This is a genomic window from Streptomyces sp. NPDC085481 (assembly GCF_044541845.1).
Taxonomy (GTDB): Bacteria; Actinomycetota; Actinomycetes; order Streptomycetales; family Streptomycetaceae; genus Streptomyces.
Genome location: NZ_JBITTJ010000016.1, coordinates 147,311 through 162,615, shown reverse-complemented (window position 1 = coordinate 162,615; position 15,305 = coordinate 147,311). Strand labels below are relative to the sequence as shown.

The window sequence follows — 15,305 nt, the reverse complement described above, 5'->3', positions numbered from 1 at the left end:
GTGGCCGCCCGTACGATCTGCGCCACCGTCCTGCTCGTCGCCGGGGTCGGTGTCCTGCTGCTCGCCGTACTCGCCCTGCGGGTGCTGCCCGGGCCGTACGCGCGGCTGCACGCCCTCTCCGCCGCCACCTCGCTGGGCGCGCCGCTGGTGGTCCTCGCCCTGGCCGTCGACGAGGGGCCCGGCCGCCGGGCGGCGGCACTGGTGGTGACGGCCGTGATCATCGGCGTCGGGGGGACGTTGACCACCCTTGCGCTCGGCCGGTCCACCGCACAGTACGAGGGCAGGGTGCCGCGGGAGGATCCGCCGTGACGCCGGCCGGCCCGAACCCTGCCGAGGTCTTCGGCTGCATCGCCGTGGTGCTTGCCGCCGCGGTGGCAACCGCCGCCGTCCGCACCCGCGACCCGGTCCGTCAGGCCGTCGTCCTGAGCGCGCTCGGTCTGCTGCTGTCGCTGCTGTTCCTGTTGTTCCAGGCCCCCGATGTGGCCTTGAGCCAGCTGGCCGTCGGCTCGGCGGTGACTCCGCTGCTGATCCTGCTCACGATGCGCACGATCCGGCGCCGCGCGGCCCGCGAGGACGAGGGGCACGGCGACGCGGCCTCGGGAGACGAGCGGTGAGGCGTACCACCCGCGCCGGCCTCTTCTGGGCGGCGGCCCTCGTCTTCGCCGCCGGGTACGTCGTCGCCTGCCTCGAACTGCCGCCGCTGGGCAGCGCGTTCCACCCGTACGCGGGTCTGGCCGTGCCCGCCGCGCTGGAGCAGCGGACGGCGAACGCGGTCGCGTCCGTGACCTTCGACCTGCGCGGTTTCGACACCTTGGGCGAGGAGTCCGTGCTCTTCGCCGCCGTCCTCGGCGCCGTGCTGCTGCTGCGCAGGACCCGCGACGAGCAGGAGTCCCGGCCGCGCCCCGGCCGGCTGCAGCCCACCGTCCGGCTCACCGGCACGGTCCTGCTGCCGGTCGCCCTCGTCACCGGCGTCTACGTCGTCGCGCACGGCCAGTTGACACCGGGCGGCGGCTTCCAGGGCGGCGTCGTCCTGGCCACCGGGCTGCACGTGGCCTATCTCGCCGCCGACTACCGCGTCCTGGAGCAGGTCCGCCCGCGCGACGTCCTCGACGTCACCGAGGCCGTCGCGGCGGGGGCCTTCGCGGTACTCGGCTTCGCCGGGCTCGTCGAGGCGGCCGCCTATCTGGAGAACGTCCTGCCGCTCGGCACCCTGGGCCAGTTGACCTCGGGCGGGCTCGTGCCGCTGCTCAACGTGGCCGTCGGCCTCGAGGTGGGCTCCGCCCTGGTCGTCCTGCTGGCCGGCTTCATCGACCAGGCCCTGGAGATCGAGTCCGAATGACGCCACCCCACCTGACGCCCCACCTGACGACGCTCCTGACGCCGCTCCTGACGGCGCCGCCGACCCCCGACTCCCCGCTCGCGGTGCTGCCGTACCTCGCCGCGGGCTGGATCATGCTGGTCGGCGTCCACGGCCTGGTCACCAGCCGCAACGCCGTGCACGCCGTCGGCTGCCTCGGGGTGGTCCAGTCCGGCACGTACGTGCTCCTGCTGGCCGTCGGCTACCGACGCGGCGGCACCGCGCCGTACTTCACCGACATCCCGCCGGGGACGCCCGTCGTGGACCCGGTGGCCCAGGCGCTCGCCCTGACCGACGTCGTCGTCGGGGCGGCGCTCACCGCCCTGCTGCTCGCCCTCGTACTGCAGACCGCCAAGCGGCACGGGACCACCGACCCCGACGCCCTGACCGGGCTGCGGGGCTGACCGGCCGGGACGCGCGTGAGCCCCTCGGAACTGCTGCCCCTCGCCGTGGCCTGCCCGCTCCTGGCCGCGGCGGTGCTCGCCGTGCTCGGCCGGTGGCTGCCGCGGACCGGCACGGACGCGCTGGCGACGGCCTGCGCCGCCGGCCAGCTGTTGCTGACCCTGTGGCTCGCGTGCGGCACCGGGAGCCGGGGCCTGACGGTGTCCTGGGCGGGCGGCTGGACCCCGGTCGGAGGACGGAGCGTGGGAATCGTGCTCGCCGCCGACGGCCTCGGTCTGGGCCTGGCCGTCCTGGTGGCGGTACTGGTCCTCGCGGCGCTCGGGTACTCCTGGCGCTACTTCGAGGAGCCGGAACGCGCCCGCGGCCACGGCGGCGGATTCCCCGCGCTGCTGCTGCTCTTCGAAGCCGGGGCAACGGGTTTCGCGCTGACCGGAGACCTGTTCAACGCCTTCGTGTTCTTCGAGCTCATGGGGGTCGCCGGGTACGCCCTGACCGGCTACCGGGTCGAGGAGCCGCGGCCGCTGCAGGGCGCGCTCGCGTTCGCGGTGACCGGATCGCTCGCCGGATACCTCGCGCTGCTCGGCATCGGGATGCTGTACGCGCGCACCGGCGAACTCGCCTTCGCCCGGATCGGCGAGGAGCTCGACCGGCACCCCGCCGACGCCCTGGCGGGGGCCGCCGCCGCGCTCATCGCCTGCGCGATGCTCGTCAAGGCGGCGGCGGTGCCGTTCCACTTCTGGCTCCCGGACGCGCACGCGGAGGCCCCGACGCCGGTCTGTCTGCTGCTGTCCGGGGTGATGGTGGAACTCGGCCTGTACGGTCTGCTGCGCATCCACTGGACCGTGTTCTCGGGCGGCGGCGGGATCCCGGCGGGCGTCCTGCGGGGCACCCTCCTGGCGGCCGGTGCCGTCACCGCGGTGGTGGGGGCGCTGCTGTGCTGGCAGCAACGCCACATGAAGCGGCTGCTCGCCTTCTCCACGGTGGGGCACATGGGCCTGTTCCTGTGCGGTGGTGCGCTGCTCACCGCCGAGGCGACGGCGGGCACCGCGCTGTACGTGGCGGGGCACGCGGGCGCCAAGGCGGCGCTGTTCTGCCTGGTGGGCGTGCTGCTCGACCGGCACGCGTCGGTGGACGAGCACGGGCTGCGCGGCCGGGCCCGCGACATGCCGCTCACCGGCGCGCTGTTCGCCGTCGGTGGTCTCGCGCTCGCGGGGCTGCCGCCGTTCGGCACGGGGCTCGGCAAGTCCGTCGTGGAGCACGCCGCGCACGAGTCGCCCTGGCTGCTCGCCCTGTTCGTCCTGGTCCCCGCGGTCACGGCGGGCGCCGTTCTGCGGGCGGCGGGGCGGGTGTTCGCGGGCGCCGGGGTTCCGCCACGGCGCCGGCGCCCCGGTCCGGAGACCACGGGCTCCGGGGAGGAACCGGAGGTGCGGGACCCGCGCCGCGCGGTGCCGCGCCCGATGGTCGTGGTGCCCGCCCTGCTGCTCGCGGGCTGCCTGGCCGTGGGCCTGGTGCCCGCGCTGTGGCGCCGTACGGCTGCCGCCGCCGCGGTGTTCTGCGACCGGGCGGGCTACCTGGCCGTGGTGAGCGGCCAGGGGCCCGCGCCGGCTCCGGAGCCCGCGCCCGCGGTGACCTGGACGGTGACCGGCGTCGCGCTCGGCGCCCTGTCGGCCGGGCTCGCGGTGGCTATGGCGGCGGCCGCGCTGTGGGGGCCGGCGCTCACGGGGCGGCTCGCCCAGCGGGCCCGCGCGTACGGGGACGCCGTGGACCGGGTGCTCGTGGTGCCGGTGCGGCGGCAGCACTCCGGGCACGTGGGCGACTACGTGGCCTGGCTGATGGCCGGGCTCGCCACGCTGACGGCGGTGTTCCTGCTCAGGGGCTGAGGATCGGGCGGCGTACCGGCAACCGCGCATGAACCCCCGTGAAGGGGGCAGCGGCAAGTCAGGGGCCGAGGAGAGGAGCAGGACCATGCCGCGTGGATCGAACCGCAAGCGGGAGCGGCAGTACGAGCACATCAAGGAGAGCGCGCTGGAAAGGGGTGAGAGCAGGAAGCGCGCCGAGGAGATCGCCGCCCGCACCGTGAACAAGGAACGCGCGCGGGCCGGGGAGTCGAAGACCGCGAGCAAGAGCTCCCTGGAGGACATGTCGTCCTCGCGCCGCGGCGGGCAGCGCTCGCACAGCGGCTCGGAGGGACCGACGTACGACCAGCTCTACGCGGAGGCCCAGCGGCGCAACCTGCACGGCCGGTCCTCGATGAACAAGGCGGAGCTGAAGCGCTCTCTGGGCCACTGAGCACGAAGTCGCCGCGTACGAGGAGGGAGCTGCGCGTCGTGACGCTCGAAGGAAAGAACGTACTCGTCCTCACCACGAACTACGGAACGGAACAGGACGAGCTGAGGAAGCCGATCGCCGTCCTGCGGGACGCGGGCGCCCGTGTCGCGGTCGCCGCGCCGCGGGACGAGCCCGTCCTGACGCTGGTCTCCGACCGCAGGCCGGGGGCCGTCGTCCAGCCCGACACCACCCTGGCGAAGGCCTCCGCGGACGACTTCGACGCGGTGGTCGTGCCGGGTGGCACCTTGAACGCCGACCGGCTGCGGACGGACAGCGAGGCGCAGCGCCTCGTCTCCGCCTTCGCCGGCGCCGGCAAGCCGGTGGCCGCGATCTGCCACGGTCCGTGGCTCCTCGTGGACAGCGGGGTGGTCAGGGACCGCAAGCTCACCTCGTACCCGTCGCTCCGCGCGGACGTCGAGAACGCGGGCGGCAACTGGCTGGACCAGGAGGTCGTCGTCGACACCTCCGCAGGCCACCCGTTGATCACCTCCCGCCGGCCGAAGGACCTGGATGCCTTCTCGTCGGCGATCGTCCGCGCGCTCGAGGGCGACGGGGACTGAGACACCGGAGAGGAACCCGATCATGCGCAAGAGCTCGATGGACAAGGCCAAGGGCAAGCTCAAGGAGACCGCCGGCAAGGCGACCGGAAACGAACGCCTCGAGGCCGAGGGCAAGGCCGATCAGATGAAGGGCAAGGCGCGCGAGGGAATGGAGAAGATGCGTGACGCGATGAAGCGACGCACCTCCTGACGAAGCTCCTCCTGACGCGCCGCACGCGCGTGCCGCTCGCGTCGGCGACGGTTCGGCACGCGCGTACCGGGCAGACGCCCCGGCGACCGGCGGTGCCCGCGGCACGAGCGCGGGCGGCGCGTCCTGACGGTCAGCCCGCGAAGCGGGCCATCCACGCCTCCACCTCGTCGGCGGACCGCGGCAGGTCTGCCGACAGGTTCTCGTGGCCGGCGTCCGTCACGACCAGGTCGTCCTCGATGCGGACGCCGATGCCGCGCCACTCCTCGGGCACGGTCAGGTCGTCCGGCTGGAAGTACAGGCCGGGTTCGACGGTGAGCACCATGCCGGGCTCCAGGACGCCGTCGACGTACTCCTCGTTCCGGGCGTGCGCGCAGTCGTGTACGTCGAGGCCGAGCATGTGGCCGGTGCCGGCCATGGTGAAGCGCCGCTGGAGGCCGAGCTCGTACGCGCGGTCGGCGGGGCCCTCGATGAAGCCCCACTCGACCAGCCGCTCCGCCAGCGAGCGCTGGGACGCCTCGTGGAAGTCGCGGTAGTGGGCGCCCGGCTTGACGGCGGCCATGCCCGCCTCCTGGGCCTCGTACACCGCGTCGTAGACCTTGCGCTGCACGTCGGTGAAGGTGCCGCTGATCGGGAGGGTGCGGGTGACGTCGGCGGTGTAGAGGGTGTGCGTCTCCACGCCGGCGTCGAACAGCAGCAGTTCCCCCGGGCGTACCGGGCCGTCGTTGGCGGTCCAGTGCATGATCGTGGCGTGGTCGCCGGCGGCGCAGATCGTGCCGTAGCCGACGGAGTTGCCCTCCAGGCGGGCCCGGCGGAAGAAGGTGCCCTCGATCCAGCGCTCGGAGGAGGCGACGGCACGGGAGAGCTCCCCGATCGCGTCGGTGAACCCGCGGACGGTGGAGTCCACGGCCTTGCGCATCTCGGCCAGTTCCCACTCGTCCTTGACGAGGCGGAGGTCGCTGAGTGCCTCTTCGAGTTCGTCGTCGCGGGCCTCGTCGGTGGTGACGGCGGCTTCGAGGGAGGGGTCGATGCCGCGGACGATCCGGGTGGGTACGTCCGCGGCGGCCAGGTCGGGCGCTGCGGAGCGGACGTCGCGGCAGGCGAGACCGAGGACGGCCGCCGACTCGGCGAGGGAGCGGCGCCGGCCCATCCACAGCTCCGCGTGGGCACCGGTCCAGAACTCGTCGTTGTCCCTGCTGTCGCGCGGCAGCTGGTAGCAGTAGGCGTCGTGGCCGCCGTCCGCGCGGGGTTCGAGGACGAGCGCGCCGTCGCGGGCCTGGTCTCCGGTCATGTGCACGTAGCCGGAGTACGGCCGGAAGGGGTACGTGTCGTCGTTGGAGCGGACCTTGAGGTTCCCCGAGGGGATGACGAGGCGCTCGCCGGGGAAGCGCGCGGAGAGCGCGGCGCGGCGGAGAGCGGCGTACGGAGCCTGCTCGTCGAGCGTCAGGTCGTGCCGCTCGGTGTCCGCCCAGCCCGTGCGCATCAGGGCGGACAGCTCGTCGGAGATGCCTGCGTACAGACCGTTCTTGCGGCCCTTTGCCACGATGTGCCCCCTTGTTTCGTTGGTTTCCGGTGGTGCTTCCCGGTGGATTCGCCGCCGGCGTTCCTCGGCGACGCCTCTGGACGGTAGTCCCTGAGCGGGGCACCAGGTGCCCGGAAGTGTCAGTGGCACTGATCGGCCACACCGCTGCGCGGACCGTCGATAATGCGACGTATGACGAACGCGAAACTCGGCGAGGCCCTGCGGCTTCTGGGCATCGATGAGACGGCGGTCCGGGTCTATCTGGCACTCCTCGACCGATCGCCCGCCCCGCTCGGCGCGATCGGGACCGCGGCCGGACTGGCCGGCCCGGACCTGACCGCGGCGTACGGCGCGCTCGTCGACGCCGGTCTGGCCAGCGCCGCCGACGAGGACGCGGACATGGTTGCCCCCGTGCCGCCGGCCGCGGGCCTGGAGATCCTGGCCCGGCACCGCGCGGCGGAGCTGGAGGAGTCGCGGATCGCCGTGGGGGGCGCGTTCGAGTCGTTCCGGCGCCACCGGCTCGCCGCGTACAACGACCATCTCGTCGAGGTCGTCACCGGCGACGCCATCGGCCCCCGGATGCGGCACGCCTGGGCGAGCGCCCGCGAGCAGATCCGGCAGTTCGAGTCGCCTCCGTACGTCCCCCTGGTCGGCGCCACGGAGGACGCGCTGGCCACGCTCGCCCGGGGGGTGACGCAGCGGGTCGTGTACTCCCGGGAGTCCCTGGAGCACCCGGGGCACCTGAAGGACGTCATCGAACCGTGCATCGAGGCCGGCGAGCAGGCCAGGGTGCTACCGTCGGTGCCGGTCAAGCTCCTGATCATCGACGAGGCGTACGCGCTGGTGTCGTTGTCGATCAAGGAGGTGGACGTGGTCAACACGATGCTGGTGGTGCAGCCGTGCGGGCTGTTCTCCGCGCTCGTGGCCCTGTTCGAGCAGTCCTGGCTGAACGCCCTCCCCTTTCACGGCCGCACCACCCGGCCGGGCGGCCTGGCCCCCGCCGACCGGCGCCTGCTGTGGCTCCTCGCGGGCGGCGCGAGCGACGAGGTCATCGCCCGCGAGATGGGCATCAGCCGCCGTACGCTGTTCCGCCGCCTGCAGATCCTGATGGCCCGGCTCGGCGCGGCGAACCGCTTCCAGATGGCCTTGCAGGCACAGCGGAGCGGATGGCTGTGAGCGGACGGGCCGTGCCGCGGGCGGCCGTGACGCGGACGGGCCGTGCCGCGGACGGGCGCAACGCGGACGGGCCATGCCGGTCAGAGGGCTTGCTGCACCACGCCGCGGGTGGAGAAAGTGACGGGATCGCCCTTGCTGAAGTCGCCCGGGGGAATTCCGGGGTGGTGACCTTCGCCCGCCGAGGGGGCGGGTTCGGCGCGGGGGCCGAGGGCGAGCCGGGAGACGATGCGGTAGCGGTCGCCCCGGTAGAGCGAGTGCACGTACTCCACCGGCCGGTTGCGGGTGTCCGTGGTGAGCCGTTCGAAGAGCAGCGCCGGGGACAGCTCGGGCACGTCGAGCAGCTCGGCCTCGGCGCGCGTCACCACGGTGGGCTCGATCGACTGCACCGCCTCGCTGACCTGGACGTCGTGCCGGTCGCGCAGGTGCTCGTACAGATCGCCCTGCTCCAGTTCGTCGCTGGTCAGTTCGGGCACCAGGTCCGCGCTCAGGTGCAGGTGTTCGATGGCCATGGGCGCGCCGTCGACGAGCCGGAGGCGGGCGATGTAGCGGATCTCCGCCGCCGGTGAGATCCGCAGCTTGCGGCCCACCCGGGCGCCCGCCGGCAGGGTGCGCAGCTCCAGCAGTCTGCTGGTCCACACGCCGCCCGCCTGCGGGAGGCTGAAGGCGTTGCGGTCCGAGATCAGCTCCTGCGTGATCTTCTCCGCGGCGACGAACATGCCCCGTCCGTGCTCGCGTACGAGCAGTCCCGCGACGACGAGTTCGTCGACGGCGGCGCGCAGGGTGGGCCGCGAGACCCCGAGCTCGGCGCACAGGACCCGCTCGGAGGGGATGGCGTCGCCGGGCCGCCGCGCCTCGACGAGTTCGAGGATCGCGTAACGGACCCGCTCGCGCTTGAGCATCGCACCTGAGGCGGCGGCGTCGATCTCCATCCGGGACTCTCGTTCGTCGTCGGGACTGCGACTGGTCAGGGCAACTGGCGTACTGGTCAGGTCAGTCTAGCCGCATCGAGGCTCAACCAACCAGGAAATGTGAGGGGTTGACGGCTGGATTGGTCTATGCCACGTTCATCTCGCGCCAACTGGTAAACCTTGACGCACAACTGGTCAAGTCACGTGCTGCCGGACCGAAAGGAACACGCATGCGTACCCGTACCGCCGGCCGTCGAACTCGCGCGGCTCTAGCCCTGACCGCCGTCCTGGGCAGTGCCGCGCTGGCCGCGCTTCCCGTCACGACCGCGACGGCCTCGGCCTCCGTCTCCGCCTCGGACGGCCTGGCCGTCCAGTACCGCACGAGCGCCGGCGGAGCCACCGCCGACCAGAGCGAGCCGTGGTTCAAGGTCCGTAACACCGGATCGTCCACCGTCCAGCTGAGCCAGGTCAGGATCCGGTACTACTTCAAGGCCGACTCCCCGAGCGCCTCCTACCGCTTCGCCTGCTCCTGGGCGGTACGGGGGTGCTCCGCCGTCACCGGAACGTTCGGGACGCTCGGCAAGCCCACCGCCACGGCCGACCGGTATCTGGAGATCGGCTTCACCCCCGCCGCGGGATCGCTGGCACCGGGCGCGGACACCGGAGACCTGCAGCTGCGCTTCCACCAGGCCACCTGGCAGCCGCTGAACCAGGGCGACGACTACTCCTTCGGCGGCGGGCAGAGCGCCTACGCCGACTGGACCAGGGTCACCGCCCAGGTCGCCGGCACCACCGTGTGGGGCGTGGCGCCCGAGGGCAACGGCCCGACCGAGCCCACCGACCCGCCCACGGACCCGACCGACCCGCCCGGCGGCGGCCAGACCCTGTTCGACGACTTCACCTACACCTCGCACACCGACCCCGCCCTGTCCGCCCACGGCTGGAGCGTCCGCTCCGACTCCGGCGGCCCGGGCGTGCCCGGCGCGACATGGGACCCGTCCAAGGTCACGTTCAGCGCCCAGGGCGGCAGCACGGTGATGAACCTGGAGACCTCCACGGCCGGCACCGGCGAGTCCACCCGGCAGACCGAGGTCCTCACCAGGTCCATGAAGTTCAGGAACGGCACGTACGCCGCCCGGGTCAGGTTCTCCGACGCCCCGAAGTCCGGCCCCGACGGCGACCGCGTCGTGCAGACCTTCTTCACGATCAACGACCTGAAGGCCCCGATGGCCGACGACTACGCCGAGTACGACTTCGAGTACCTGCCCAACGGAGGCTGGGGCGAGCCGGCGAACATCCTCTACACGACCTCGTGGGAGACCTACGCCCCCGACCCCTGGCAGGCGGTCAACCAGCACAGCGAGAGCCGCCGGAGCTTCGCCGGCTGGCACGACCTGGTCGTGACCATCGACGACGACGCGATCACCTACTCCATCGACGGCCAGGTCTTCGGCACCCACGGCGCCGCCTACCTCCCGGAGCGGCCGATGTCGATCAACTTCAACCAGTGGCTCATCGACCTCGCCGGCCAGCCCTCCACCACCCCGCGCGCCTACGACCAGCAGGTCGACTACGTCCTGCACGTCAAGGACCAGGTGCTCACCCCTGCTCAGGTGGCCGCGAAGATCGCCGCGTACCGGACCGCCGGCACGTCGTTCGTGGACGAGGTACCGGTGCCCTAGGGGCGGACCCTAGGCGGTGTGCGCGAGGATCGCCGGGACGACCGTCGCCCAGTCGGCCCGGTCGACCCCGTGACCGGCGTCCGGCAGTGCCACGAGCCGTCCCCCGGGGATCCGTTCCGCGAGCGCCTCGCCGTGCGGGAGCGGGAACATCGGATCGGCCGTCCCGTGGAGCACCAGGGTGGGCACGGCGATCGCGGAGAGGGGTCCCGGCGCGTGCTCGCCGTCCGGGAGCGCGTCGTGGTTGCGGGCCGCCGCGAAGTCGTGCGCGCGCTCGACGTCGCGGCGGACCAGGCCACGGGCGGCGGTCTCGTCGAACGGGCGGCGGCCTCCCGCGAGCACGCGCGCGTAGGCGACCGTGTAGTCGATCACCGAGTCGGCGTCGGACCAGTCGACGCGCGCCGTCGAGACGAAGCGCAGGAACTCCTCGGTCGGCGGAGGAAGCGCGCGGTCGCCGGGCACGGCGGAGGACGTGCTGATCAGGACGAGTGACAGGACGCGACCGGCGTGGTCCAGCGCGAGCAGCTGCGCGAGCGCCCCGCCGGCCGAGACGCCCACGACGTGCGCGGCCGGGATCTCGTAGGCGTCGAGCACGCGGGCGGCGTCACCGACCAGGTCCGCGCCGGTGTATCCGGGACGGCCCGGTTGGTAGGTGACCGACCGGCCGGTGTCGCGGTGGTCGTAACGGATCACGAAGCGGCCGCCCTCGGCGAGCATCCGGCAGAAGCCGTCCTCCCACCAGAGCATCGACGCGCCGAGGCCCGCGATGAGCAGGACGGGCGGATCCGACCGGTCACCGAAGGACTCGGTGCACAGCGTGATGCCGCCCGTCTCCACCGTGCGCTCAGCCATCGTCGCGACTCCTCTCCTGTCCCATGGTGCCCGGAAGCCGGGCCGTCGGTCAGGTGGAGGCACTACGGCGGCTCCCGGCTCAGTAGGCGCCGTTGACGTTGTCGATCGAGCCGTAGCGGTCGGCCGCGTAGTTGCAGGCGGCGGTGATGTTCGCGACCGGGTCGTAGGGGTCGTTGGCGGTGCCGGTGACGTGGTAGGCCTGGAAGGTGGGGTCGATCACCTGGAGGAGGCCCTTGGAGGGGGTGCCGGCGACGGCGTTGGAGTCCCAGTTGTTGATGGCCAGCGGGTTGCCCGAGGACTCGCGCATGATGTTGCGGTGGATGCCGTCGTACGAGCCCGGGATGCCGTACTGGGCCATGATGTCGAGGGACTCGCGGATCCATCCGTCCAGATTGTCCGGGTATGAGGCCTTCGCCGGAGCGGCGGCCTGGGCCGCGGTCGCCTGGACGGCCGCCGGCTTGACCGACGCGGCCTTGACCGACGCGGCCTTGACCGACGCGGCCGGGCGGGCGGCCGCCGCGGCACCCGCGGCTGCCGGACGCGAGGCGGCCCTGGTGTCGATCGTGAGCTTCAGACCGGGGCGGATGAGACCGGGGTCGGCACCCACGGCGGCGCGGTTGTCCTTGTAGAGCTTCTTCCAGCCGCCGCTCACGGAGTGCTTCTGGGCGATCTTGGAAAGTGAGTCGCCGGCGACCACGGAATAGCGCACCAGGCCGGCCTTCTTTGCCGCCGTGACGACCGTCGCCTTTTCGACTGCGACGGAGTGAATTTCCTGCGGGGTGGCCGCACCAGCGCTGGTCGAGGCGATCAGCGGCAGGGCGAGTGCGGCGCTGCCGGTGATGCCGACGGCGGCCAGGCCGCGAGCGAGCGGGGCGTTCTTGGGGCGGCGGTGCTTCCCGTTTCCACGCATGGCGAGTTCCTCTCCTTCGCCTGCGAGGTGAGCTGTCGGGTTCGGGCAGGAGATGCCCGGCCGCGGTGCGCGGCTTCACCCCGAGTCGCCCCGGAGACCGGGACGGCGGCGAACCTGGGTCCCCCGCTCCTGCCGGAAGTGTGGTGAGTGCGGTTTTCCGGGCGGCGGCAGGATTCGGCGTTCCGTCCGGATGACGGGGTGACCGTAAGCGAAAACAAACATCGAGAACAAGGTCGGAATTCATGAACGCGAATTGATCTCCGACAGAAAGGGAAAGGATCTTTCCTTTGACCTTTCACCGCGACCGCCAACTCTTCTCCGCCACTGCACACTTGGTGTCGCGCCGGCGCCGACCGGGCCCGTTCCGCCGTGACTCACATCACTGATTCCGGGAACCTAATGCCTTTTCTTTGAATTTCCCCCTCGAAGGTGATGAAGCGGACATCCTTACCTTTATCCGCATTTAGCAATCCGCTGTCGCATTGTTCGCGCCGGATGAGGCAACCCGGACGCAGCGGTCTCCGTCCTCCCGAAGCGAGAGAGAGGAAGACCGTTTTGATACGTGTCACACGCGGCGTCACCACCGCCGCGGCGTTACTCGCACTGGCCACCGCGTCCCCCGCACTGGCCTACGCGCAGCCGTCGCAGCCGTCACAGCCGTCACCGGAATCGCCGTCGACGGCCTCCCCCGGAAGCCGGCTCGGGAACACCGGGCTCCCCGAGGGCTGGCGGGTCATCGGAACCGGTGCCGGCAGGCAGTTGGTCTGGACGTCGTCCGACCCCGTGCCCATGGGCGACGCCCGGGTCGAATTCCGTGACGGCGACCGGCTGCTCGGCCATCCGGTGGCCCAACAGGACGGCCGCTCCTTCCGGTTGCCCCTGGGCGACGTCCGGATCGAGAAGGGCTCGGAGCTGCGCGTGACGGCCGGCGGCCGGCGGATCGACGCGACGGAAGGGGCCACCGCCCGCTCCCCCCGGCACCGCCCCCTCGCCCCCGGCACGCGGCAGGAGACGCCGCTTCCGGCGAACCCGGTCGACCCCGGAGTGCCCGGCCGCTACCGCACCGTCAGCGGTGAATACGACCTGAAGTCCGTGTCGTTGCCCGGCTTCGCCCATCCCGTGGAGATGCGCGCCACGGTCGTGGGACCGACCGACGCGCCCGGGAGGCGGCCGGTGGCCCTCTTCCTGCACGGCCGCCACGGCACCTGCTACACACCCGGGACCGAGGACTCCAACGGCGCGTGGCCCTGCCCGGCCGGCATGAAGCCCATACCGAGCCATCAGGGGTACCTGAGCGCCCAGCAGCTCCTGGCCTCCCAGGGTTACGTGACGCTGTCCATATCCGCCAACGGCATCAACGGCCAGGACTACCTCGCCGACGACGGCGGCGCCCAGGCCCGTTCCTCCCTGGTGCGACTGCACCTGGCCCGCTGGGCCGACTGGTCCGCGTACCGCAAGGCCGCCCCGGCCGCCGTACGCAAGGTGGCGCCCGCGGACCTCTCCCGGGTCCTGCTCGTCGGCCACTCCCGCGGCGGCGAGGGCGTCAACCGCGCCGCCCTCGACAGCCTCTACGCACCGCCCGCCGACCAGGACGGCTACCGGGGCCCCGTACGGTGGAAGATCCGCGGCAACGTCCTGATCGGGCCCACCGTCTTCGGCCAGAACCCGGTCCCCGACGTGCCCTCCGCGACCCTGCTGCCGGGCTGCGACGGCGACGTCTCCGACCTCCAGGGCCAGGTCTACGCCGACGGCACACGCGGCGTCAGCCGAGGCTCCGCCCTGCACAGCGCGGTCTACGTGGTCGGCGCCAACCACAACTTCTTCAACAGCGAGTGGACGCCGGGACAGGCGAAGGCGCCCGCCTTCGACGACTTCTCGTCCGACGACACCCCCGACCCGGTCTGCTCCCCCGGCACGAAGACCCGCCTGACCGCCCCTCAGCAGCAGACCGCGGGCGCCACCTACATCGCCGCGGCGGCCCGGCTGTTCGTCGGCGGTGACGACCGGGTCCGTCCGCTCCTCGACGGCTCCGGCCGCCGCGCGCCCTCGGCCGACCCGGCCCGGGTCCTCACCGACGCCGTCGGAGCGAACCGCACGGCGGCGTTCCTGCCGGGCTCCTCGGTCACGGTGTCGGGCCGCGGCGCCCGGATCTGCGCCCAGGTCGACACGGACGCCGCCCGCGCCTGCCTGAACCCCGAAGAGGGCGGCACCTCCCCGCACTTCGCGTACTGGGAGGCCCCCTCCGAGCCGGGCCGCGACGCCGTCGCGATGCAGTGGTCGAACCCGGGGGCACCGGTCGCGGTGCGCTCGGCGAGGCCGGTCTCCCTGGCCGGCTCCGAAGCCCTCGCTCTGCGACTGATCGTCCCGCCCAACAGCGCGGGCACGGAGCTGGACATCGCGGTCACCGACGCGTCGGGCCGCCGCGCGCAGCTGGGCCGTACCCGCGTCGACGGACTGCCGGGCAGCGAACGGACCGCCTCGTACTGGGGGCGGGAGATCCGCGTACCGCTGTCCGCCGCCGCCCGCGCCGGACTGAACCTCAAGAAGGTCACCGCCCTCGAACTGACCCCGCGCAGCCGGTCCGGCCGCGCGTGGCTCATCGACGCGTGGGGCTGGCGCCCCGGGACGCCGGCGGTGAGCCCGGCCGCGCTGACCCGCGTGGACATCGGCCGCCTGACGGTCAAGGAGGGGAACTCCGGTGTCCGGACCTACCGCATTCCGGTGCGGGTCTCCGGAAAGGGCAGCGGCCAGGTCCGCCTGTTCGTCCCCAAGCCGGGCACCGACGAGGTCACGTCCCGCTTGGTCACGGTGCGTCCGGGACGCCATGACATCGTCCTGCCGGTCGAGGTCGCGGGCAACACCCGGTTCGGCTACGACAGGGCACAGGACGCCTTCGTCAAGGCGGTGCGCGGCACCGTGGTCGGTGCGCACCGCGGCGGGGTCACCGCGAAGAACGACGACCCCATGCCCAGGGTCGGCGTCACGCCGGTCGCGGCCGACGTGACCGAGGGCGGGGCCCTGACCTGGCGGGTGACGCTGTCCGGGCCCGCCGACGCCGAGATCTACGGCGCGATCGAGTTCCTCCCGGTGACCGGGGGCACGGAGCTGTCCACCGCGGACATCGACCCGAAGTGGCTGGAAGAGCACGTCGGCAACGTGCCGGATCCTCCCCTGCCGGTGTCCCAGGCGCTGGAGGGCGGCGTGGGGGTCGTCATCCCCGCCGGTCGGACGCGTACGGAGGTGAGCATCCCCATCGCCAAGGACGGGGTCGGCGAGCCGAAGGAATCGCTGCGGGCCGTGCTGACCACCTACGACGAGGCGTGGGAGCCCGTCCGGGGGCCGGAGTTCGCCGGCACGGTGAGCGACGCGCCGTGAGGTGAGTCCGTGGCCGTGAGGTGACGTGTCCGTCCGCGTCACCTCACGC

The 15,305-nt window shown here is 72.7% G+C and carries 15 protein-coding genes and 1 riboswitch; of the genes, 11 read left to right on the top strand and 4 right to left on the bottom strand.

Going from position 1 to position 15,305, the window contains the following annotated elements; translation table 11 throughout:
- The 8 genes from ACIGEZ_RS29175 (at position 1) to ACIGEZ_RS29140 (ending at position 4,837) form a co-directional block, all read left to right on the top strand.
- Positions 1-309: a monovalent cation/H(+) antiporter subunit G gene (locus ACIGEZ_RS29175; protein ID WP_399836762.1), complete on the top strand. Its 309-nt coding sequence runs from the start codon at positions 1-3 to the stop codon at positions 307-309.
- Complete coding sequence (locus ACIGEZ_RS29170; RefSeq protein ID WP_399836759.1) at positions 306-614, top strand: Na(+)/H(+) antiporter subunit B; 309 nt, start codon at positions 306-308, stop codon at positions 612-614. The genes ACIGEZ_RS29175 and ACIGEZ_RS29170 overlap by 4 nt, the downstream gene beginning before the upstream one ends.
- On the top strand, positions 611-1,339 hold the full coding sequence (gene mbhE / locus ACIGEZ_RS29165; protein ID WP_399836756.1) for a hydrogen gas-evolving membrane-bound hydrogenase subunit E: 729 nt from the start codon (positions 611-613) through the stop codon (positions 1,337-1,339). Before ACIGEZ_RS29170 ends, mbhE begins: the two co-directional genes overlap by 4 nt.
- Positions 1,336-1,761: an NADH-quinone oxidoreductase subunit K gene (locus tag ACIGEZ_RS29160; RefSeq protein WP_399836753.1), complete on the top strand. Its 426-nt coding sequence runs from the start codon at positions 1,336-1,338 to the stop codon at positions 1,759-1,761. Before mbhE ends, ACIGEZ_RS29160 begins: the two co-directional genes overlap by 4 nt.
- A gap of 15 nt (positions 1,762-1,776) precedes the next feature.
- Positions 1,777-3,639 carry a complex I subunit 5 family protein gene (locus ACIGEZ_RS29155; protein WP_399836750.1) on the top strand — a complete coding sequence of 621 codons (1,863 nt, stop codon included), beginning with the start codon at positions 1,777-1,779 and terminating at the stop codon, positions 3,637-3,639.
- 85 nt (positions 3,640-3,724) lie between these two features.
- Positions 3,725-4,048 carry a plasmid stabilization protein gene (locus ACIGEZ_RS29150; RefSeq protein WP_399836748.1) on the top strand — a complete coding sequence of 108 codons (324 nt, stop codon included), beginning with the start codon at positions 3,725-3,727 and terminating at the stop codon, positions 4,046-4,048.
- Between the two features lie 38 nt (positions 4,049-4,086).
- Positions 4,087-4,647 (top strand): type 1 glutamine amidotransferase domain-containing protein, encoded by a 561-nt coding sequence (locus ACIGEZ_RS29145; RefSeq protein ID WP_399836745.1) that lies wholly within the window; start codon positions 4,087-4,089, stop codon positions 4,645-4,647.
- 22 nt (positions 4,648-4,669) lie between these two features.
- Positions 4,670-4,837: a CsbD family protein gene (locus ACIGEZ_RS29140; protein ID WP_399836742.1), complete on the top strand. Its 168-nt coding sequence runs from the start codon at positions 4,670-4,672 to the stop codon at positions 4,835-4,837.
- A 130-nt stretch (positions 4,838-4,967) separates the two neighbouring features.
- Here the strand turns inward: ACIGEZ_RS29140 and ACIGEZ_RS29135 are convergent, their stop codons facing one another.
- A complete protein-coding gene (locus ACIGEZ_RS29135; protein WP_399836739.1) occupies positions 4,968-6,377 on the bottom strand; it encodes an aminopeptidase P family protein in 1,410 nt (469 codons plus the stop codon).
- Positions 6,378-6,548: 171 nt separating this feature from the next.
- Here ACIGEZ_RS29135 and ACIGEZ_RS29130 point away from each other — a divergent pair, with 171 nt between their 5' ends.
- Positions 6,549-7,532: a LuxR family transcriptional regulator gene (locus ACIGEZ_RS29130; RefSeq protein WP_399836736.1), complete on the top strand. Its 984-nt coding sequence runs from the start codon at positions 6,549-6,551 to the stop codon at positions 7,530-7,532.
- Positions 7,533-7,612: 80 nt separating this feature from the next.
- On the opposite strand, the gene ACIGEZ_RS29125 is transcribed toward ACIGEZ_RS29130, so the two are convergent.
- On the bottom strand, positions 7,613-8,461 hold the full coding sequence (locus ACIGEZ_RS29125) for a GntR family transcriptional regulator (protein WP_399836733.1): 849 nt from the start codon (positions 8,459-8,461) through the stop codon (positions 7,613-7,615).
- 209 nt (positions 8,462-8,670) lie between these two features.
- Between ACIGEZ_RS29125 and ACIGEZ_RS29120 the strand changes: the two genes are divergently transcribed.
- The gene (locus ACIGEZ_RS29120; protein WP_399836730.1) at positions 8,671-10,122 is read left to right on the top strand and encodes a cellulose binding domain-containing protein; all 1,452 of its coding nucleotides are present in this window, start codon (positions 8,671-8,673) and stop codon (positions 10,120-10,122) included.
- Positions 10,123-10,131: 9 nt separating this feature from the next.
- Here the strand turns inward: ACIGEZ_RS29120 and ACIGEZ_RS29115 are convergent, their stop codons facing one another.
- Together ACIGEZ_RS29115 and ACIGEZ_RS29110 are read right to left on the bottom strand one after the other, a co-directional pair.
- Positions 10,132-10,971: an alpha/beta fold hydrolase gene (locus ACIGEZ_RS29115; protein ID WP_399836727.1), complete on the bottom strand. Its 840-nt coding sequence runs from the start codon at positions 10,969-10,971 to the stop codon at positions 10,132-10,134.
- 79 nt (positions 10,972-11,050) lie between these two features.
- Positions 11,051-11,881 carry a transglycosylase SLT domain-containing protein gene (locus ACIGEZ_RS29110; protein ID WP_399836725.1) on the bottom strand — a complete coding sequence of 277 codons (831 nt, stop codon included), beginning with the start codon at positions 11,879-11,881 and terminating at the stop codon, positions 11,051-11,053.
- Positions 11,882-11,885: 4 nt separating this feature from the next.
- Positions 11,886-12,037: riboswitch (cyclic di-AMP (ydaO/yuaA leader) on the bottom strand.
- Between the two features lie 399 nt (positions 12,038-12,436).
- On the opposite strand from ACIGEZ_RS29110, the gene ACIGEZ_RS29105 reads away from it, so the two are divergent.
- Entirely contained in the window at positions 12,437-15,256 is a 2,820-nt protein-coding gene (locus ACIGEZ_RS29105; protein WP_399836722.1) for an alpha/beta hydrolase family protein, read from the top strand.
- Positions 15,257-15,305: the final 49 nt, after the last annotated feature.

Excerpts from the sequence above, each read along its gene's own strand:
- ACIGEZ_RS29110 (WP_399836725.1), bottom strand. The coding sequence starts at position 11,881 with ATGCGTGGAAACGGGAAGCACCGCCGCCCCAAGAACGCCCCGCTCGCT.
- ACIGEZ_RS29160 (WP_399836753.1), top strand. The coding sequence starts at position 1,336 with ATGACGCCACCCCACCTGACGCCCCACCTGACGACGCTCCTGACGCCG.
- ACIGEZ_RS29125 (WP_399836733.1), bottom strand. The coding sequence starts at position 8,461 with ATGGAGATCGACGCCGCCGCCTCAGGTGCGATGCTCAAGCGCGAGCGG.
- ACIGEZ_RS29140 (WP_399836742.1), top strand. The coding sequence starts at position 4,670 with ATGCGCAAGAGCTCGATGGACAAGGCCAAGGGCAAGCTCAAGGAGACC.
- ACIGEZ_RS29115 (WP_399836727.1), bottom strand. The coding sequence starts at position 10,971 with ATGGCTGAGCGCACGGTGGAGACGGGCGGCATCACGCTGTGCACCGAG.
- ACIGEZ_RS29150 (WP_399836748.1), top strand. The coding sequence starts at position 3,725 with ATGCCGCGTGGATCGAACCGCAAGCGGGAGCGGCAGTACGAGCACATC.
- ACIGEZ_RS29120 (WP_399836730.1), top strand. The coding sequence starts at position 8,671 with ATGCGTACCCGTACCGCCGGCCGTCGAACTCGCGCGGCTCTAGCCCTG.
- ACIGEZ_RS29130 (WP_399836736.1), top strand. The coding sequence starts at position 6,549 with ATGACGAACGCGAAACTCGGCGAGGCCCTGCGGCTTCTGGGCATCGAT.